Below are 18,513 nucleotides of genomic sequence, written 5' to 3'. Positions count from 1 at the left end.
GGCGAGGCGGTCGGCGAGCGGTGACGGGTCACGTGTCGGCGAACGTGCGCGGGACGATCACCCGCAGCGCGTTGCCGCGCAGCCTGATCGACACCGGGGTGCGGCCGCGGATCTCGCCGTCCACGTCCACCTGCATCGGCGGGTCGGTCTCGATCTCGACCTGCGCGGTGGTGAGGAACGCGTCCTCGGCGAGGGACCGCCACTGGCCGGTGAGGACGTGCCGGGCCGTCGCCGAGGCCAGCCGCAGCCGGCGCTCGTCGCCCAGCCGGTAGACGGCGAGCAGCCGGTCGTCCGGGCTGGCGTCGCGGGCGATCCGCTGCCCGCTGTGGTGCGCGCCGTTCGCGATGTTCAGCTGGTGCGTCGCGACCTCGTAGGTCTTGCCGTCGATCGTGATGCGGGCGGTGAACGCCTCGTGCCGGGGCAGCAGCCCCGCCGCCGTCAGCGCGTACGCGGGGCGCCCCACGAACCGCTTCAGCGCGTGCGGGACGTGCTCGGCGACCTGCACCGACAGCCCGAGGCTCACCATGTTCGCGAAGATGTGCTCGCGGTCGGCGCCCGGCCCCTCGCCCTGCGGGTCGCCGGTCGACTCGAACCAGCCGACGTCCACGTCCGCGACCTTCCCGCCGTCCGGGCGGCCCACCGCGAGGGTGCGGACCGCGCCGGCCAGGTCGAGCGGCAGCTCCAGGCTGCGGGCGAAGTTGTTGGTGGTGCCGAGCGGCAGCACGCCGAGCGCGATGTCGCGGTGCGCCAGGTGCCCGACCGCCTCGGCGACCGTCCCGTCCCCGCCGCCGACGACCACGAGGTCGGGCTCCAGGGCGAGGACGTCGGCGAACAGCTCCCGCAGCCGGGTCGGGTCGGTGACCGGGAACACGTGCAGGAACTCCAGGCCGGACTCGCGGAGCAGCCGGCGGGCCGTGCCGAAGAGCCGGCGGCCCCGCCGGGACCTGGAGTTGATCACCAGCACCGCGCGCCCGCCGTCCGCGATGGCCGACTCCAGCTCCGCCTTGCTCCGCATCTCGACGCTCCGCATCCCGACGGGTCGCCCTCCCATCCGCGTCACCCTACAAGGAACGTAGACCGGCACGGCCGGTCCGACACTTTATAAACCCATTGCAAAGCGTTGAAACATGGCGCCGAGTGGGGATCCTTACAAAGAACTCGCTGCTGATTGACCCGGGGCGGAAAACATGCGGCTGCGCGACATGGCGGGAGCGGGCGTGGTGGGCGAGCGCCGTCCGCGCCCCCGGGTGCTCGACCTCGCCGTCCGCTCCACGGTCCTGGACGACGTCGCCCGCGTCCGCCTGCTGCTGCCCCGCGGCTGGTCGCGGGACGCCTCCCGCACCTGGCCGGTGCTCTGGCTGCTGCACGGGTCCGGCGCCGGCCGGGACGGCCACACCGCCTGGACCGACCACACCGACGTCGAGGAACTGACCGAGGACGCCGAAGTCATCGTCGTGATGCCGGACGGCGGCCCGTGCGGCAATTACACCGACTGGTGGAATCGCGGCGCGGGCGGCGCGCCGAAGTGGGAGACGTTCCATCTCGCCGAACTGCGGCAGATCCTGGAACGCGGATACCGCGCAGGCGCGGACCGCGCCGTCGCCGGGAACGCGATGGGCGGCCTCGGCGCGCTCGCCTACGCGGCCCGGCACCGCGGGCTGTTCCGGGCGGCGGCGTCGTTCAGCGGGCCGGTGCACACCCTGCACCGCGACCCGGCCGGGCTCGACGTCGCCGACCTCGTCGAGCTGAGCGTCGCGGTCGGCGCGCCGTCCCTCGACTGGACGGACGTGTGGGGCGACCCCGACGAGCAGCGCATCGTGTGGCGGCAGCACAACCCCTACGACCTGGCCGGCCGGCTCGCCGGCGTCCGCGTGCACGTCACCGCCGGCGACGGCGCCCCCGGGCCGTACGACGCGGGGTCCGGCCGGGACGCGCTGGAGGCCCTCGCCTGCACCGTGTCCCGGGAGTTCGCCGACAAGCTGGGCAGACTCGGCATCCCGGTCACGACGCACTTCTACCGGGGCACCCACACCTGGCCGTACTGGCGGCGCGAGCTGCGCGCGGCGCTGCCCGACCTGCTCGCCGAGATCATCTGACGAGCGGCTAGGGTCGGGGAGTGGCCGAACCTCGTTCTGATGCAGCCGTCCCCTCGTTCTGGCAGGCGCTCGGGCTCCCGGGCATCATCGACGTCCACGTCCACTTCATGCCGCCGCGGCTGATGAGCGCGGTCTGGGGCTACTTCGACGAGGCCGGCCCGCTGATCGGCACCGAGTGGCCCATCCGGTACCGGGACTCGGAGGAGGAGCGGCTGGCGTTCCTGCGCGGCCTCGGCGTCCGGGCGTTCACGTCGCTGTCCTACCCGCACCGCCCCGGCATGGCCGAGTCGCTGAACGAGTGGACCGCGCAGTTCGCCGCCCGCGTCCCCGAATGCGTGCAGACCGCCACGTTCTTCCCCGAGCCGGGCGTGGAGGACTACGTGGCCCGCGCCCTGGACTCCGGGGCGCGCGTCTTCAAGGTCCACCTCCAGGTCGGCGGCTTCGACCCGCGCGCCAAGGAGCTGGACGCCGTGTGGGGGATGCTCGCCGAGGCCGGGGTGCCCGCGCTCGTCCACGCCGGTTCGGGGCCGGTCGCGAACGGCTACACCGGGCCCGGCCCGTATGGGGAGGTCCTCGCCCGCCATCCGCGGCTGACCACGATCGTCGCGCACCTGGGCGCCCCCGAGTTCGAGGGCTTCTTCGCGCTCGCCGACGCCCACGAGCGCGTCCACCTGGACACCACGATGGTGTTCACCCGGTTCGCCAGCCTGGCCGCGTTCCCGGACGCGCTGCTGCCCCGGCTCCGCGAGCTGGGGCTGGAGGGGCGGATCCTGCTCGGCACCGACTTCCCGAACATCCCCTACGAGTACGCGCACCAGCTGGAGTCGCTGGCCGCCCTCGACCTGGGCGACGACTGGCTGCGGGCGGTCTGCTGGCGGGGCGCCGCCGAGCTGTTCGGGCTGTGATGAGGGGCCGGCCGCCCGTTTCATGGATTTTCACGCCCGGCGGCTGGTCATAACGGGACTCGATCCCCGATCTTGACACCCCCTGCGGCACTCGCGACCTTGGGAGCGCTCCCACACCGTCGAAGGGACCGGGAAAGAGGAGATCGAATCCCATGGCCGGATCCTACGGAACCAAGCGCACTCTCCTGATCATGCTGGCCGCGCTGCTGGCGCTCGTGTTCGTCCCCGCCGCGCCGCCCCGCGCGCTCGCGGCGGCCGGCACCGGGTACTGGCACACCGACGGCCGCCGGCTGCTCGACTCGAACGGGCAGCCGGTGCGGATGACGGGCATCAACTGGTTCGGCGCCGAGACGTCCAACTTCTCCCCGCACGGGCTCTGGACGCGCAACTACAAGGACATGCTCGACCAGATGAAGAGCCTGGACTACAACACGCTCAGGCTCCCCTACACCAACCAGCTGTTCGACTCCGGCAGCGCGCCGAACAGCATCGACTACGCGAAGAACCCCGACCTGCAGGGCCTCAGCGGGCTGCAGATCCTCGACAAGATCATCGACTACGCGGGGCGGATCGGGCTGAAGGTCGTCCTCGACCGGCACCGCCCCGACGCGGGCGGGCAGTCCGCGCTCTGGTACACCGACGCCTACCCCGAGTCGCGCTGGATCTCCGACTGGGAGATGCTCGCCCGGCACTACGCGGGCGACACCACGGTCATCGGCGCGGACCTGCACAACGAGCCGCACTCCCCGGCCTGCTGGGGCTGCGGCGACCAGGCGACGGACTGGCGGCTCGCCGCCGAGCGGGCCGGAAACGCGATCCTCGCCGTCAACTCCAACTGGCTGATCATCGTCGAGGGGGTCAACGACCACCAGGGCGACAACTACTGGTGGGGCGGCAACCTGCAGGGCGCCGCGCAGTACCCGGTGCGGCTGAACGTCCCGAACCGGCTGGTGTACTCGGCGCACGACTACGCCACGTCGGTGTACCCGCAGCCGTGGTTCGACGACCCGGGCTTCCCCGACAACCTCGCCGCGATCTGGGACAAGAACTGGGGCTACCTCTACAAGAACAACGTGGCCCCCGTCCTGCTCGGCGAGTTCGGGACGACGCTGACCGACACGCGCGACCAGGCGTGGCTGCGCACCCTGATGGCCTACCTGGGCACGGGGACCAGCGGGATCTCCTTCACCTTCTGGTCGTGGAACCCCAACTCCGGCGACACGGGCGGCATCCTGAACGGCGACTGGACGACCGTCAACACCGCGAAGCAGTCCTACCTCGACCCCTACCTGCTCGGCGCCTTCGACTCGGACGACCCGGGCGACGGCGACCCGGGCGACGGCGACCCCGGCACCCCGGACGTCTCCTGCGCGGTCGACTACACGGTGCAGAACAGCTGGCAGGGCGGCTTCACCGCGCAGATCACCATCACCAACAGCGGCTCGGAGGCGCTGAACGGCTGGACGCTCGGCTTCTCCTTCCCCGGCGACCAGAAGGTCGGCCAGGGCTGGAGCGCGACCTGGTCGCAGTCCGGCGCCGACGTGACCGCGAAGAGCCTGGACTGGAACGGCGCCATCGCGCCCGGCGCGTCGCAGACGATCGGGTTCCAGGGCACCGGCTCCTCGTCCGGCGCGCCCGCCGGGTTCGAGCTCAACGACCAGCCCTGCGAGGCGTGACATGTCCCGCAAGGCACTGCTCGCCGCCGCCCTCGCGGCGGCGCTGCTCCCCTGGGCGGCGCCGGCCGCGCGGGCGGCGGACGGTCCGGCGCTGACCGTCGACCCGTCCGCGTCCCGGCACGCGATCAGCCCGTACATCTACGGCATGAACTTCGCGGACGAGGACCTCGCCGCGGAGCTGGGGCTGCCCGTCCGGCGGTGGGGCGGCAACGCGACCACCCGCTACAACTACCTCTACGACGAGACCAACCGGGGCTCGGACTGGTACTTCGAGAACGTGCCGGGCCCGGCCCCCGACCCGGACGCGCTGCCCGACGGGTCCGAGACCGACCAGTTCACCGAGCAGGACCGGCGGACCGGCACCGACACGATCCTGACCGTCCCGCTGATCGGCTGGACGCCGAAGGGCCGCGACTACAGCTGCGGCTTCAGCATCGAGAAGTACGGGCCGCAGGAGAGGGCCGACAGCGAGTGGCGGCCGGACTGCGGCAACGGCGTCAAGACGGACGGCACGAGGGTCACCGGCAACGACCCGTCCGACACCAGCGTCCCGGCCGGGCCCGAGTACGTCACCGACTGGCTGGCGCACCTGACCGGCAAGTACGGCACGGCGAAGAACGGCGGCGTCCGGTTCTACAACCTCGACAACGAGCCCGACCTCTGGCACGAGACGCACCGGGACGTCCACCCGGACGGCGCGGGCTACGACGAGATGCGCGACCAGACGTACGCGATCGCGTCCGCCGTGAAGGCCGCCGACCCGGGCGCGAAGACGCTCGGCCCGGTCGGCTGGGGCTTCCAGTCGCTGACGATGTCGGGCCTGGACAAGCAGACGTGCGACCGCGACGGCGGCGACTGCTGGTCCGACCCGCCGGACCGGGCCGCGCACGGCGGCACGCCCTTCGCCGCCTGGTACCTGCAGCAGATGAAGGCGTACGAGAAGGAGCACGGCACCCGCATCCTCGACTACTTCGACGAGCACCTCTACCCGCAGCAGAGCGGGGTGGCGTTCGGCGAGGCCGGCGACGCGGCCACGCAGGAGCTCAGGCTGCGCTCCACCCGGCAGCTCTGGGATCCCGCCTACACGGATGAGAGCTGGATCAACCAGCCGATCCAGTACATCCCGCGCATGCGCGAGCTGGTGGACCAGAACTACCCGGGCACGAAGCTCGCCATCACCGAGTACAACTGGGGCGCGCTCGACCACATGAACGGCGCGCTCGCGCAGGCCGACGTCCTCGGGATCTTCGGACGCGAGGGCCTGGACCTCGCCACGCTGTGGTCGCCGCCGGGCTCCGCCGACCCGGGCGCGTACGCCTTCCGCATGTACCTGGACTACGACGGCGCCGGGTCCGCGTTCGGCGACACCTCGGTCAGCGCGTCGAGCGCCGACCAGGGCCGGCTCGCCGTGTACGCGGCGGAGCGGTCGTCCGACGGGGCGCTTACCCTGATGATCGTCAACAAGTCGCTGACCGACGACCTGACCAGCACGGTCTCGATCGCCGGGCGGTCGGGGCAGGCGACCGGGCACGTCTACCGGTACAGCGGCGCCGACCTGTCGTCGATCGTCCGGGCGCCGGACGTGCAGGTCGGCGCGGACGGGTTCACCTCGGCGTTCCCCGCGTCCTCGATCACGCTGGTCGAGATCCCGGCGGACGGCGGGCCGGCCGCGTCCGCGTGCGAGGTCGGATACCACGTGGTGAGCCAGTGGGGGAGCGGGTTCACCGCCCAGGTCACCGTCGCCAACACCGGGACCTCGCCCGTCTCCGGCTGGACGCTGGGCTTCTCCTTCGCCGCCGGCCAGCGCGTCACCCAGGGCTGGAGCGCGACCTGGGCGCAGGAGGGCGCGGACGTCACCGCGCGCAACCTGTCCTGGAACGCCGGCATCCCGCCGGGCGGCTCGGTCACGATCGGCTTCAACGGGTCGAGCGGCGGGACGAACCCGGCCCCGGCCGCCTTCACCCTGAACGGAGCCCCCTGCAAGACGTGACGCCCGCATGAGGAGCGGCGGGCCGCCCCGGCCGTCCAGCCGGGGCGGCCCGCCGCGCGCCGGACGGGTCAGTGGTCGCAGGGGGAGTTGCCCGCGTGGTCGTGGGGTTCGCCGGCCTCCGACATGTGGCGCGGGCCGTGCGCGTCGTCGCAGTGGCCGTTCCCGCTGCCCGGCGGGCCGGCCACGTGGTCGACCTCCAGCGTCGTGTGCGTGATCCCGTACGCGGCGCGCAGCACCTCCTGGAGATCGCGGCGGACGGCGTGGCAGTCGCCCTGCGTGTCGACGAGCACGTGCGCCGACAGCGCCGGGTAGCCGGAGCCGACCTCCCACACGTGCAGGTCGTGGACCTCCTCCACGCAGGGGCGGCGGACCAGCCGGGCGCCGAGCTCGGACGGGTCGATGCCCGCCGGCGCCGCCTCCATGAGCACCCGGCCCGCGTCCCGCAGCAGCCCGTACCCGGCCTTCAGCATCAGCGCCGCCACCACCAGCGAGGCGACCGCGTCGGCGCGGACCAGGTCCGCCGTCCACACCAGGAGGCCGGCGATCGCGGTCGCGATGAACGCGAACAGGTCGTTCAGGATGTGCTGGAACGCGCCCTCGACGTTCAGGCTGCGCCGGTCGGCCCGGCTGATCAGGTAGGTCGCCGCGACGTTGACGGCGATGCCGGCGAGGGCCGTCCAGAACACGAACTGTCCCGCGACGGGCGGCGGGTCGATCAGCCGCCGGACGCCCTCGTAGACGAAGTACGCCGCGAGCAGGATCAGCGTCAGCCCGTTCAGCTGCGCGGACAGGATCTCGGCGCGGCGCAGCCCGAACGTGTACCCGCCCTTCGGCGGGCGCGCGGCGATCCGCATCGCGACCAGCGCGAGCGCGATCGCGAACGCGTCCGTCATCATGTGCGCCGCGTCGGAGATCAGCGCCAGCGACCCGGACAGCAGCCCGATGACCACCTCGCCGGCCATGAAGGCGACGATCAGCGCCAGCGCGCCGGCGAGCAGCCGCCGGTCGGCCCCCGCCGAGATCCCGTGCCCGTGTCCGTGTCCGTGACCTTGGTCGTGTCCGTGTCCGTGACCTTGGTCGTGCCCGTGGCCGTCCGGGGTCACGGGACGTCCCCGCCGTGGCCGACGTGGGTGAGGGCGAGGTCGAGCAGCATGCGGACGTGCGAGTCGTCCAGCCGGTAGTAGGCCATCCGGCCGGCCCGGCGGACCCGGACGACGCGGTTCGCGCGCAGCAGCCGCAGCGCGTGCGAGACCGCCGACTCCGAGTGCCCGCAGGCCGCGGCGATGTCGCACACGCACATCTCACCGCCTTCGAGCAGCGCGGTGATCACCCGCAGCCGCCCGGGGTCGGCGAGCAGCCCGAACACCTGGGCCAGTTCCCCGATCGTCTCCGCGCCCGGCATCGCGGCGGAGACGATGGCGACCTTCTCGGGGTCGACGACCCGGACGGCGCACGCCTCGGCGGGGAGGACATCTGACTGACTGCTCATATGAGCAAATGTAGCGCACGTCCCGGATCAGGAGACGACCGGGTCCGGCTCCTCGGACGGCGGCAGCGAGATCGGGCTCTGCGGCTCCTCCCGGGGCGGCGTCATCCCGCCGGTCGCCGTACCCGAGTAGCCGTCCGTCACGCCCGGTGACTCACCCGAGGTCCCCGGGCCGGGCGACTCGGCGCTCGGCGACTGCGGGGCGCCGGGAGACTCCGCGCCGGGCGACTCCGGGCCCGGCGACTCGGGACCGGGCGAGTCGGGGCCGGGCGACTCGACCGGCGGGGAGTCCAGGCCGGAGTCGGACGGCGCCGGAGAGTCGCTCGCGGTGGCCTCCGTCTCCGTGGGCGGCAGCCCGGTCGGCGGCCCGTCCTGCTCGCCCCCGGTCGCGCGGGGCCGCTCGAACCCCATCGTCGCCTCCGGGTCGACGAGGACGAAGGCCGTGATCGTCCCCTTCCGGGAATCCCGCGGCCGGATCCTCGTCACATTCCGCTTCTCGAATCCCGGCCAGGACCGGCCAGTATAGATCGCGTTCCCGGTGGAGATCTTTTGCTCCGGCCGGGTCAGCGGATTACCGCAATTGCACTTCACCACCGGCACGCCGTAACCATTGACCAGAACGCCCATTCCGGCCTGCAGGACGGCGGGCGCGCTCGTCGCCCTCCCGTCGCGGTAGCCGTGGTTGGTCACCAGCGTGTCGGTGCGCAGCAGCACCGGCGTCAGCCGCGACACATAGCGCGGTATGTCGCTCACCGGGATGCCCTGGACCTCCGCCCACGCCCGCCCCTTGTCCGGGTTGGCCTGCAGGAACGCGATCAGCTTCTGCTGGTCGCAGGTCGACGCCTGCCGCGTCCCGCCGTACAGGCCGGGGGAGTCGCCGTCCTTCGTCCCGCCCGCCTGCGGCCGCTCCTTCACGTTCATCTCATCGGTGCCCGCCACCAGCGTGTACGGGTCCGGACCGGGCGACCCCACGGTCAGCCGCGTGATCGTCGCGCCGGCGTCCCCGCAGCCGGCCAGCGTGCCCGCCGTCAGCGCCAGCACCGCGACCGCCCCCGCGACCGCCCTGTGCCGGGCAATTGGCGAATGGATCTCAAGCATGCCTCTACTCCCGCTCCGGGCCAGCCGAACCTATACTCTTTGATGCCGGCCGGAGCGGATTTGTGCGCGGCGGAATGCCGAGTTTTTTCACGGGGGTGCGAAATGGCGGGCCCGGTTCCCCTCGACCCCTCCGACCCGACCCGGCTCGGCGGCTGGGAGCTCCTCGGCCGCCTCGGCACCGGCGGCCAGGGCGCGGTGTACCTGGGCCGCCCCGCCGACCCCGGCGCCGGCCCGTCCCGCGTGGCCGTCAAGCTCCTGCACGCCCGGCTGCTGGGCGACGCGAACGCCCGCGAGCGCTTCGTCCGCGAGCTGGCCCTCCTCCAGCGCGTCGCCGGGTTCTGCACGGCCCAGATGCTCGCCGCCGACATGGCCGGCGACCGCCCCTACATCGTCAGCGAGTACGTCCCGGGCCCGTCCCTCCGCGCCCTCGTCCAGGAGGAGGGCCCCCGCACCGGCGCCGACCTGGACCGCCTGGCGATCAGCTCGGTGACGGCCCTGTCCGCGATCCACCGCGCGAACGTCGTGCACCGCGACTTCAAGCCGCAGAACGTCCTCATGGGCCCGGACGGCCCGCGCGTGATCGACTTCGGCATCGCCCGCGCCTTCGACGCCGGCACCACCCTGACCAGCCAGGTCGTCGGCACCCCCGCCTACATGGCGCCCGAGCAGTTCTCCGGCCGGGCCGGACCCGCCGCCGACCTGTTCGCCTGGGCCGGCACCCTGCTGTTCGCCGCCACCGCCCGCGATCCCTTCGCCGGCGGGCCGCTCCCGGCCGTCATGTACAAGATCATGCACGAGACGCCGGACCTGCGCGTCCTCCCCGGCCCCCTCGCCGAGGTCGCCGCCGCCTGCCTGGCCAAGGACCCGTCCGACCGCCCGACCTCCGAAGAGGTCCTCCTCTGGCTCCTCGGGCGGGGCAGCCCGACCAGGCCGGTCCCCGGCACGGCCCCCGCCCCGGGCACGCCACCGGAAGATGGCCCGAGCCCGGACGCCCCGGCCCCCGGCACCGCCCCCTACACCGCCTCCTACACCGGCGCCGGGGGCGGCCCCGGCACGGCGTCCGACCCGCGCGTCACGCCGGAGCCCGCCTGGAGCACGGGCGGCCCCGGCATGCCGGACACGGCCACGGCGTCCGGCCCCGGGGCGGTGTTCGGCCCCTCCGGCGCGTCCGGCCTCGACCCGGCCCCGGACACGGCGCCCTACACGGGCGTTCTGGGCGCGGCGCGGGGGCCGGGCGCGGCGAACGGGCCGCCGGGCACGGACTGGAGCGGGCCTCCGGCCGGACGGGGCACGGAGTCCTGGGGCGATGCCGATCCCGCCCCGCGACAAGGCGCCGGGACAGGGGGGCCGACCGGTGCGGGGCGGTTGCGGCGCGGGCCCGCCGTGGTCACCGGCCTGGTCCTCGCGGGGCTGCTCGCCGCCCTGGACGTCGCCGCGCTCGCGATCCTGATCGCGCGGCCGTCGCTGACGGAGGGGAACCGCGGGGGCCTGCTGCCCGTGGTGGCGTCCTCCTTCGCCGTCGTCGCCGTGGTCACCCTGGTGGCGGTGATCCTCGCGTGGCGCGGCTCGCGCGCCGCCGCGTGGACGGTGATGGCCGCGCGCGTGGTCCGCGTCGCCATGTGGGGCGCGTGGGGCGCGCTCGTGCACGTCCAGGCGTCCGCGCTGGCCGGGCACGCCGTGCTGACCGCCGTCGTCGTGGTCCTGCTCGCCATGGGCCTGTCGCGGTCATCCCGGTGACCGCCGCTCCGACCACTCCTTGAGGTCGCGGCGCTCGATCGCGGCGGCCATCAGGTCCGGGAACGCGTCCGGGGTGCACGCGAACGCGGGGACGCCCATCGCGGCCAGCGCCGCCGCGTTGTCGTGGTCGTAGGCGGGCGCGCCCTCGTCCGACAGGGCGAGCAGCACCACCACCTGCACGCCCGCCGCCGTCAGCGCCCCGACCCGGCGCAGCATCTCGTCCCGGACGCCGCCCTCGTACAGGTCGCTGATCAGCACCATGATCGTGTCGTTGGGGCGGGTGACGAGGCCCTGGCAGTACGCGATGGCGCGGTTGATGTCGGTGCCGCCGCCGAGCTGCGTGCCGAACAGCACCTCCACCGGGTCGTGCAGCTGGTCCGTCAGGTCCGCGACACCGGTGTCGAACACGACCAGCGACGTGCGCAGCGACCGCATCGAGGCGAGCACCGCCCCGAACACGCTCGCGTACACCACCGACGCCGCCATCGAGCCGCTCTGGTCGATGGCGAGGACCACGTCGCGCTTGACGGCCTGCTGCCGCCGCCCGTACCCGATCAGCCGCTCCGGGACGAGGGCGCCGTGCTCGGGCAGGTAGTGCCGCAGGTTCGCGCGGATCGTCCGCTCCCAGTCGACGTCGGCGAGCCGCCTCGGCCGCGGCACCCGCGCCGACCGGTCCAGCGCCCCGCCGACCGCCGACCGCGTCCGCTGCGCGAGCCGCCGCTCCAGGTCGCGGACGACCCCGCGCACCACCGCCCGCGCCGACTCCCGCGCCCGGTCGGGCATCACGCGGTTCAGCGACAGCAGCGTCCCCACGAGGTGCACGTCGGGTTCGACGGCGTCCAGCATCTCCGGCTCCAGCAGCAGCCGGGTGAGGTCGAGCCGCTCGATCGCGTCCTTCTGCATCACCTGCACGACGCTGGACGGGAAGTACTCGCGGATGTCGCCGAGCCACCGCGCCACCGAGGGCGCGGAGTCCCCGAGCCCGGCGCTGCGCCGCCCCGGCCGCGACCGGCCCCCGCCGGCCCCGCCGCCGTAGAGCTTCTCCAGCGCCCCGTCGATCCGGACGTCGTCGCCGGTGAGCGACACCCCCGTCCCGTCGGCGCTCTCGCCCCCGAGCACGAGCCGCCACCGCCGCAGCCGGTCGTCCACGCCGTCACCGCTCACACCGGCCCCTTTCCATGCCTCGTCCGTCCCGCGGACCCTCATCAGGGCGCGCACCCGCCGCACCCCGCCGCTTCGCCTCCGTCGCCCGCGTCATGTGCGCCAGCCGAGGATCTGGAGGGCCGCGGCGGCGGCCGGGGCGGCGCGTTCGTCGTCGATCTCCTCTTCGGGCGGAGGCGGGGAGGCCGTGCCGGGGGCCGTGCGGCGGCGGAGGCGGTCGCCGATGGCGCGGCGCTCGGCGGCCGGGTAGGCGCCGAAGGTGCGGCGGAGGAGGGGGAGGACGTCGGTGAACGAGCCGGCGGGCAGGCCCGCGATCCAGGCGTCGACGAGGCGGAGGAGCGGCTCGTCGTGCAGCAGGAGCAGCGCGCCGCCGGACAGGAAGCCCTCGATCCAGGCGGCGGCGCGGTCGGGGGGCGTGCCGGCCGAGACGGCGCGCGCCATCCGGGCGGGGACGTCGTGGAGCCGGCCCGCGTCGAGGAGCAGGCGGGTGAGGCGGCCCTCGATGAGGCCGTGCAGGGCGTCCGGGCGGGCGAGGACGCCCTCCAGGGTGCGCCGCCAGCGTTCGAGGCGGCCCTCGTCGCCCAGCAGGGACAGCGCGCCGTGGACGGCGTCGACGTGCGCGAGGAACTCGCGGGCGGCGTCGTCGTCGAGCCCGGTGATCGCGGGCGGGAGGCCGACGCAGACGCGGACGACCAGGCCGTCGACGACGGTGCGCAGCGGGCCGGTGGACGTGCCGCGGACGTCGCCGTAGCGGAGGGCGCGCACCAGCGCAGGCATCGCCGCCATCAGGTGCGCGACGTCGGTGTCGACGGCGGCGCGGTCGGCGAGGGCCCGCATGACGGCGGGCAGCGCGTCGCCGAGGTCGGCGAGGAGGCAGCGCTCGGCCACCGAGGTGAGGTCGGAGAGCGCGGCGGCGTCCTCGGCCACCGCGCGGGCGCGGGCCGTGGCCGCGCCGCGGACGGTGGTGCCCCACGCGCCGGCCTCGATCAGCTCGACGTCGAACTCGGGCCGCCAGGCCAGCGTCCAGGTCTCGCGGAACGTGCCCTTGGAGCGGCCGGTGCCGGCCGGTGCGCCCCACTCGACGTCCAGCAGGCGGAGGCGGTGCAGGAGGCGGCTGCGCTCCAGGTCGGTGGGCTTGCGCAGGTCGAGGTCGAGTTCCCTGCCGAGTGCGGACGGCTTGAGCCGCAGCCGCCTCTGCTCGGCCTGGAGGTCGCGCTGGAGCGGGACCATCGGCGTCCGCTCCGGGACGGCGCCGAGCCGCTCCCCGACGACCAGGCGCTTCTGGATCAGCTCGACGGGCAGGTCGGCGCCCTCGCACAGCACCGCCCGGGTCGCCTCGGTGACCTCGTCGAGCCCGGCGAGGGGGCGGCCGCGCAGCGCGGCGAGGGCCTCGGCGAGCCGGACGGCCTCGATCACGTGCGCGGACGAGACGTGCAGGTCCTCGTCGCGCAGGACGCGGGCGGCGGCGGTCAGCCACCGCTCGACCGGGCGGTCGCGGGCCGTGAACAGGTGGTGGTACCAGCCGGGGGAGCGGACCCCCGCGCCGTAGCCGGAGCGCCCGGCGAGGCGGCCGTGCGTCCACGGCACCCAGGTCATGGCGACCTTGGTCTTGGGCAGCCCGCGCAGCGTCCGGTCGTCGTGGGCGGCGGGGACCTCGGCCCGCAGGGCGGGCACGTGCCACGCGCCGCAGACCACCGCGACCCGCTCGTGGCCCTCCTTGAGGGTGCGGCGCAGCGTCCGGCGCATGTGGGCCTCGCGCTGCTCCTCGCGGGGCGCGGCGGGCTCCTCCGCGAGCCGCGCCCGCAGCTCCGCCATCGCGTCCGCGATCGCGGGGAACGGGGACGGCCCGGCGCCGCGGTGCTCGACCACGTCGTCCCACCAGCGCTCGGCGTCGTCGTAGCCGGCGGCCTCCGCCAGCCGGCCCAGCGGGTCGGCCCGGACGCCCTCCGCGGCCGGCTCGCCGTCCGGTGGCTCGCCGTCCGGCAGCGGGACGAGCTGGTGCGCCGCCGGCAGGTCGCAGAACCGGACCGGGACGCCGGCGCCCAGCCCGTACCGGATCGCCTGCCACTCCGGGCTGAACTCGGCGAACGGCCAGAACGCGGCCCTGCGGTCGCCGTCCCGCGGGGCGGGGGAGTAGGCGAGCAGCGCGACCGGCGGCACCATCCCGGGGTCGCCGGCCAGCTCCACGATCGGGTCGGCCTCGGGCGGGCCCTCGATCAGCACCGCGTCCGGCTTGAACTCCTCCAGGGCGCCGCGCAGCGCCCGCGCCGAGCCGGGCCCGTGGTGGCGGATCCCGTAGACCTCGACGCGGCTCAAGAGACCTCCCGGCAGGCCCGGTAGAAGTCCCGCCATTCGGGGCGGTCGCGGACGACGGCCTCCAGGTACTCCTGCCACACGACGCGGTCGGAGACCGGGTCCTGCACGACGGCGCCGACGATGCCGCCCGCGACGTCGGAGGCGCGCAGCACCCCGTCGCCGAAGTGCGCGGCGAGCGCGAGGCCGCTGGTGACCACCGAGATGGCCTCGGCGGTGCTGAGCGTGCCGCTGGGCGACTTCAGCTTGGTGCGCCCGTCGGCGGTGACGCCGGAGCGCAGCTCGCGGAACACGGTGACGACGCGGCGGATCTCCTCCAGCCCGGCCGGGGACTCCGGCAGCTCCAGCCCGGCGCCGATCTGGTCGACGCGGCGGGCGACGATGCCGACCTCGTCCTCGACGGTCTCCGGCAGCGGCAGCACCACCGTGTTGAACCGGCGGCGCAGCGCGCTGGACAGCTCGTTCACGCCCCGGTCGCGGTCGTTCGCCGTGGCGATGACCGTGAAGCCCTTGCGCGCCTGCACCTCGGTGTTCAGCTCCGGGACGGGCAGCGTCTTCTCCGACAGGACGGTGATGAGGGTGTCCTGGACGTCGGACGGCATCCGGGTCAGCTCCTCGACGCGGGCGACCTGGCCGCGCCGCATCGCCCGCATGAGCGGGCTCTCCACCAGCGCCTGCTCGGACGGCCCCTCGGCGAGCAGCCGCGCGTAGTTCCACCCGTAGCGGATCGCCTCCTCCGCGGTGCCCGCCGTCCCCTGCACGAGCAGCGTGGAGTCGCCGCTGACGGCGGCGGCGAGGTGCTCCGACACCCACGTCTTCGCCGTCCCCGGGACGCCGAGCAGCAGCAGCGCCCGGTCGGTCGCGAGGGTCGCCACCGCCACCTCCATGAGCCGGCGCGGCCCCACGTACTTCGGGCTGATCGCCGTCCCGTCCGGCAGCTCGCCGCCGAGCAGGTACGTGGTGACGGCCCACGGCGACAGCCGCCAGCCGGGCGGCCGGGGCCGGTCGTCGTGCTCGGCCAGCCGCGCCAGCTCGCCCGCGTACTCCTGTTCGGCGTGCGGGCGCAGTACCGCGTTCTCGGTCAAGGGGTCAGCTCCTTCAGCATCTCGTCGCGGAAACGCAGGGTGGCGATCAGTTCGGCGACGCCGAGCGGCGCGGCGTCGCCCCGCTCGGCCAGCGGGGCGAGGCGGGCCGCGGCGGCCGGTTCGAGCCGCTGGTCGGCGAGCCGGCACAGCCGGGTGACCAGGTGCTCGTCGCGCCGCCCGGGACGCGCGGCGGACGCGGTCAGCGCCGCGACCACCGCCTCGGCGAGCGGCCCCGCCCACGGCCCGGGAACCCGTTCGAGGAGGCGCAGCAGGTCGGGCCGCCCCTCCACCCAGCGGATCAGGTCGGCCGCCGCCGCGTCGCGCTCGCCGTCGGGCAGGACGGACAGCAGGTCGGCGAGCGCCTCCGGCTCGTCCACCATGACGCCGCCCTTGAGCAGCGCCCGCGCCCACGCGCCGTCGCGCTGGGCGAGCGCGGCCCTGGCCCACCCGATGTGGACGTCCCGCCCCTCGGACTCGGAGACCGCTCCCTTGCGGGAGGACGGCTCCCCGGCCGCTCCGACGGGGAGGCAGACGATCTCCATCGGGGGCAGCTCGAACAGCTCCGTCCAGGTGGACAGCGGGGTGCGGGCGAGGATCTCGCGCAGCCACGCCGCCCGCGTCCCCACCGGCCCGCCCGCGCCGCGCGGCGCGAACGACCCGCTGGGGTGGAAGGGGATGCCGTCGCGCGCCATCTCCTCGTCGTGGGCGTGCGGCGGGTCCACCGCGATCCGCGTCCGCCGCCGCCCCCGCACGGTGCGGGTCTCCGCCGCCAGGCAGCCGCGGGCGCGCGCCGCCATCCGCGCCCCGTAGGCGGACCCGGGCAGGCGGGCGAGCAGGTCGGCCGCGAGCTGCCGGACGTCCTTGCCGCGATCCTCCAGGGCCGCTTCGAGGAACTCCTCGTCCGCCGGCGACAGCCCGTGCTCGAACGCGGCGAGGAAGGCCGTGCGGTCGGGCGCGGACTCCTTGGCCCACGTCTCGCGCAGCAGTTCCCGCGCGCGCTCGGGCTCGGTGCTCCGCAGCCTGGTCAGGTAGGCCGCGCGGCGGTTGCGGGTGCCCGTCTCCCACACCTCGGGGCCGCCGCCCGGATCGTCCCCGGATCCGACGAGGTACGCCCAGTCGGTGTTCTGCAGGGCCAGCCACACGCCGCGCCGCCCGGCCGCCCGCGCGATCGGCGGCCGCAGCGCCCGGTCGGCCCGGCCGCGCTCCAGCAGGTCGGGCAGCGCCTGCGCGGGCACCCGGTAACCCCGCTCCGCCGCCGCGCCGAGCCATTCGGGCAGCACCCGGGTCTGCTCCCCGGCCAGGATCCGCCGCAGCCGCGCGGCCGCCGCCCGGGGCACGACGGGGCGGTCCTCCACCGGGGCCGGCGCGACCGGCTCGGGCGCCGCACCGGACGGCACGAGCCCCGCCCTCCGCCGGACGGCCAGCAGCGCCGCCTGGTCGAGCAGCCGCCCCGCCCGGTCGCCGGCCTCGGCGGGCGCCTCCGGCAGGACGGGCGGATCGCGCCGCTCGGTGCCGAGCAGCGCGGCGGTGACGTGCTCGTTCCACGCGCTCACAGGACCACCGTCCCCTCGGTCTCGTGCCAGGCGGCCAGCGGGCGCAGGCCGCGCGGGCTCCACTCCCCGGACAGCGTGACCGGCCCGCCGCCCGACAGCGCGAGCAGCCGCCACGGGTCGCCAGTCCGGAGCGGCAGCGCGTCCCCGGCCCCGTCGATCACGTAGAGGCCGCCTCCCTCCGCACGCGCCGGCCGGGCGTTCTCCAGCGCCGCGGGCCAGCGGTCGAGCCAGGGGTCCTTCGCCAGCGCCGCCGCGTGCTCGTCCAGGAACTCCCGCACGGCCGTCCCGCCCGGCACGGCCGGTTCGGCGGCCCCGTACCGGCCGGCGACCAGCGCCCGCAGCGGCTGCGCGCCCGGATAGAACGCCAGCTCGGCGTCGACCTGCGTACCCGTCACGAGCGACGCGTCCAGCGATGCGCCCGGCGCCGCGAAGGACAGCACCAGCGCCGGCCGCCCCGTCCGCCGCCCCCGCAGCCACACCCGCCTGGTGGTCAGCAGATCCTGCGCGGTGTCGCGCGACCCGAGCACGCACCACAGGTCGCGGACGCGCTCCCCGCCGGACAGCACGTCCTCCTGCGGGACGGTGAACCCGACCCGCGAGCGGACCGTGTCGCGCAGCCCCTCCGGCAGCTCGTCCCGCCGCTGGTGCGCCCGGACGAGCAGCCGCAGCAGCGCGTACTCCTCCAGCAGCCGCCCCGGCCAGCCGGGGCGCCGCGGGATCGCGGCGAGCCCCCGCACCTGCCCCGCGAGCGCCCCCGCCTGGGCGTCGACGAGCCGCCGCGCCGCGTCGTCCCACAGCCGGTAGGGCGCCTTCTCCGCCTGCGCCAGCCCGTGCGCGACCTGGTCGCGGAGCCACTGGTCGAGCTCGGCGAGCCCGTCGTCGACCCGCTGCTCCCGCCGCTCGGCGGTCTTCGGATCGCGCCCCCGGCCGGCCGCCGCCGCCCGCCTCCGGGCCGCCCTCCCCGCCCGCTCGCGCCGCTCCTCAACCCACTCCGCGACCCATCCCGGCCGCGGCCCGCCCTCCACCACCGCGTCGGCCCACATCAGCAGCAGGCCGAGCGCGTGCTTGCACGGGAACTTCCGGCTCGGGCACGTGCACCGGTACGCGGGCTCGGTCAGGTCGACGCCCGTCCGGTACACGGACTTGCCGCTGCCCCGGCACTCGCCCCAGACGGCCTCGTCGTCGCACCCCGTGCCGCCCCATTTGCCGGGTTTGGCGACCCCGCCGGCGGCCTTCGCGGACGCCGCGTCCGGCGCGAGGCCGAGCACCTGCTCCCGGGCCCATCGTTCGCTCACACAGCCGAAACTATCCGTCCCCTACGACATTCTCCGCGTGACGATCCTGCGCGTTCTCCACGTGAGCGACGGTCGAGAACCTCGGAACGAGGCGTTTCGCGAGCCCGCGGCCCGGCAG

Annotated in this window: 14 protein-coding genes; 5 read left to right on the top strand and 9 right to left on the bottom strand. The window is 75.0% G+C overall.

Features of this window, described 5'->3' with window-relative positions:
- Window positions 1–28: 28 nt before the first annotated feature.
- Window positions 29–1,051, bottom strand: coding sequence for a diacylglycerol/lipid kinase family protein (locus ACIWVC_RS15785; RefSeq protein ID WP_396448941.1), 1,023 nt, complete (start codon window positions 1,049–1,051; stop codon window positions 29–31).
- Window positions 1,052–1,187: 136 nt separating this feature from the next.
- On the opposite strand from ACIWVC_RS15785, the gene ACIWVC_RS15780 reads away from it, so the two are divergent.
- The 4 genes from ACIWVC_RS15780 (at window position 1,188) to ACIWVC_RS15765 (ending at window position 6,667) form a co-directional block, all read left to right on the top strand.
- Complete coding sequence (locus ACIWVC_RS15780; RefSeq protein WP_396448942.1) at window positions 1,188–2,096, top strand: alpha/beta hydrolase; 909 nt, start codon at window positions 1,188–1,190, stop codon at window positions 2,094–2,096.
- 20 nt (window positions 2,097–2,116) lie between these two features.
- Window positions 2,117–3,001: an amidohydrolase family protein gene (locus ACIWVC_RS15775; protein WP_396448943.1), complete on the top strand. Its 885-nt coding sequence runs from the start codon at window positions 2,117–2,119 to the stop codon at window positions 2,999–3,001.
- A gap of 152 nt (window positions 3,002–3,153) precedes the next feature.
- Window positions 3,154–4,677 (top strand): cellulase family glycosylhydrolase, encoded by a 1,524-nt coding sequence (locus ACIWVC_RS15770; RefSeq protein WP_396448944.1) that lies wholly within the window; start codon window positions 3,154–3,156, stop codon window positions 4,675–4,677.
- A gap of 1 nt (window position 4,678) precedes the next feature.
- A complete protein-coding gene (locus tag ACIWVC_RS15765) occupies window positions 4,679–6,667 on the top strand; it encodes a glycoside hydrolase family 44 protein (RefSeq protein ID WP_396448945.1) in 1,989 nt (662 codons plus the stop codon).
- A gap of 68 nt (window positions 6,668–6,735) precedes the next feature.
- Here the strand turns inward: ACIWVC_RS15765 and ACIWVC_RS15760 are convergent, their stop codons facing one another.
- The 3 genes from ACIWVC_RS15760 to ACIWVC_RS15750 are packed head-to-tail and all read right to left on the bottom strand — an operon-like array spanning window position 6,736 to window position 9,251.
- Window positions 6,736–7,770, bottom strand: coding sequence for a cation diffusion facilitator family transporter (locus ACIWVC_RS15760; protein ID WP_396448946.1), 1,035 nt, complete (start codon window positions 7,768–7,770; stop codon window positions 6,736–6,738).
- Window positions 7,767–8,156: an ArsR/SmtB family transcription factor gene (locus ACIWVC_RS15755; RefSeq protein ID WP_396448947.1), complete on the bottom strand. Its 390-nt coding sequence runs from the start codon at window positions 8,154–8,156 to the stop codon at window positions 7,767–7,769. Before ACIWVC_RS15755 ends, ACIWVC_RS15760 begins: the two co-directional genes overlap by 4 nt.
- Window positions 8,157–8,183: 27 nt before the next feature.
- Window positions 8,184–9,251: a DUF6777 domain-containing protein gene (locus ACIWVC_RS15750; RefSeq protein ID WP_396448948.1), complete on the bottom strand. Its 1,068-nt coding sequence runs from the start codon at window positions 9,249–9,251 to the stop codon at window positions 8,184–8,186.
- Between the two features lie 102 nt (window positions 9,252–9,353).
- On the opposite strand from ACIWVC_RS15750, the gene ACIWVC_RS15745 reads away from it, so the two are divergent.
- Window positions 9,354–10,988, top strand: a complete 1,635-nt coding sequence (locus ACIWVC_RS15745) for a protein kinase (protein WP_396454263.1) — start codon at window positions 9,354–9,356, stop codon at window positions 10,986–10,988.
- Here the strand turns inward: ACIWVC_RS15745 and ACIWVC_RS15740 are convergent.
- The 5 genes from ACIWVC_RS15740 to ACIWVC_RS15720 all read right to left on the bottom strand — a co-directional run bounded on the left by ACIWVC_RS15740 (window position 10,977) and on the right by ACIWVC_RS15720 (window position 18,395).
- Window positions 10,977–12,152, bottom strand: coding sequence for a VWA domain-containing protein (locus tag ACIWVC_RS15740; RefSeq protein ID WP_396454262.1), 1,176 nt, complete (start codon window positions 12,150–12,152; stop codon window positions 10,977–10,979). The genes ACIWVC_RS15745 and ACIWVC_RS15740 overlap by 12 nt on opposite strands.
- A 90-nt stretch (window positions 12,153–12,242) precedes the next feature.
- Window positions 12,243–14,501, bottom strand: a complete 2,259-nt coding sequence (locus ACIWVC_RS15735) for a DUF5682 family protein (RefSeq protein WP_396454261.1) — start codon at window positions 14,499–14,501, stop codon at window positions 12,243–12,245.
- Window positions 14,462–15,547 carry an AAA family ATPase gene (locus ACIWVC_RS15730; RefSeq protein WP_396448952.1) on the bottom strand — a complete coding sequence of 362 codons (1,086 nt, stop codon included), beginning with the start codon at window positions 15,545–15,547 and terminating at the stop codon, window positions 14,462–14,464. The genes ACIWVC_RS15735 and ACIWVC_RS15730 overlap by 40 nt, the downstream gene beginning before the upstream one ends.
- A complete protein-coding gene (locus tag ACIWVC_RS15725) occupies window positions 15,544–17,100 on the bottom strand; it encodes a DUF5691 domain-containing protein (protein ID WP_396454260.1) in 1,557 nt (518 codons plus the stop codon). Before ACIWVC_RS15725 ends, ACIWVC_RS15730 begins: the two co-directional genes overlap by 4 nt.
- The gene (locus tag ACIWVC_RS15720) at window positions 17,097–18,395 is read right to left on the bottom strand and encodes an SWIM zinc finger family protein (RefSeq protein WP_396454259.1); all 1,299 of its coding nucleotides are present in this window, start codon (window positions 18,393–18,395) and stop codon (window positions 17,097–17,099) included. The genes ACIWVC_RS15725 and ACIWVC_RS15720 overlap by 4 nt, the downstream gene beginning before the upstream one ends.
- Window positions 18,396–18,513 lie beyond the last annotated feature (118 nt).

The organism is Actinomadura sp. (assembly GCF_044508335.1).
In the GTDB taxonomy this organism is placed as follows: Bacteria; Actinomycetota; Actinomycetes; order Streptosporangiales; family Streptosporangiaceae; genus Spirillospora.
The sequence above is the reverse complement of the archived record's forward strand: the minus strand, read 5'-3'. Positions and strand labels throughout refer to the sequence as shown.

Excerpts from the sequence above, each read along its gene's own strand:
- ACIWVC_RS15765 (WP_396448945.1), top strand. The coding sequence starts at position 4,679 with ATGTCCCGCAAGGCACTGCTCGCCGCCGCCCTCGCGGCGGCGCTGCTC.
- ACIWVC_RS15770 (WP_396448944.1), top strand. The coding sequence starts at position 3,154 with ATGGCCGGATCCTACGGAACCAAGCGCACTCTCCTGATCATGCTGGCC.
- ACIWVC_RS15785 (WP_396448941.1), bottom strand. The coding sequence starts at position 1,051 with ATGGGAGGGCGACCCGTCGGGATGCGGAGCGTCGAGATGCGGAGCAAG.
- ACIWVC_RS15780 (WP_396448942.1), top strand. The coding sequence starts at position 1,188 with ATGCGGCTGCGCGACATGGCGGGAGCGGGCGTGGTGGGCGAGCGCCGT.
- ACIWVC_RS15755 (WP_396448947.1), bottom strand. The coding sequence starts at position 8,156 with ATGAGCAGTCAGTCAGATGTCCTCCCCGCCGAGGCGTGCGCCGTCCGG.
- ACIWVC_RS15745 (WP_396454263.1), top strand. The coding sequence starts at position 9,354 with ATGGCGGGCCCGGTTCCCCTCGACCCCTCCGACCCGACCCGGCTCGGC.
- ACIWVC_RS15750 (WP_396448948.1), bottom strand. The coding sequence starts at position 9,251 with ATGCTTGAGATCCATTCGCCAATTGCCCGGCACAGGGCGGTCGCGGGG.
- ACIWVC_RS15735 (WP_396454261.1), bottom strand. The coding sequence starts at position 14,501 with ATGGCGGGACTTCTACCGGGCCTGCCGGGAGGTCTCTTGAGCCGCGTC.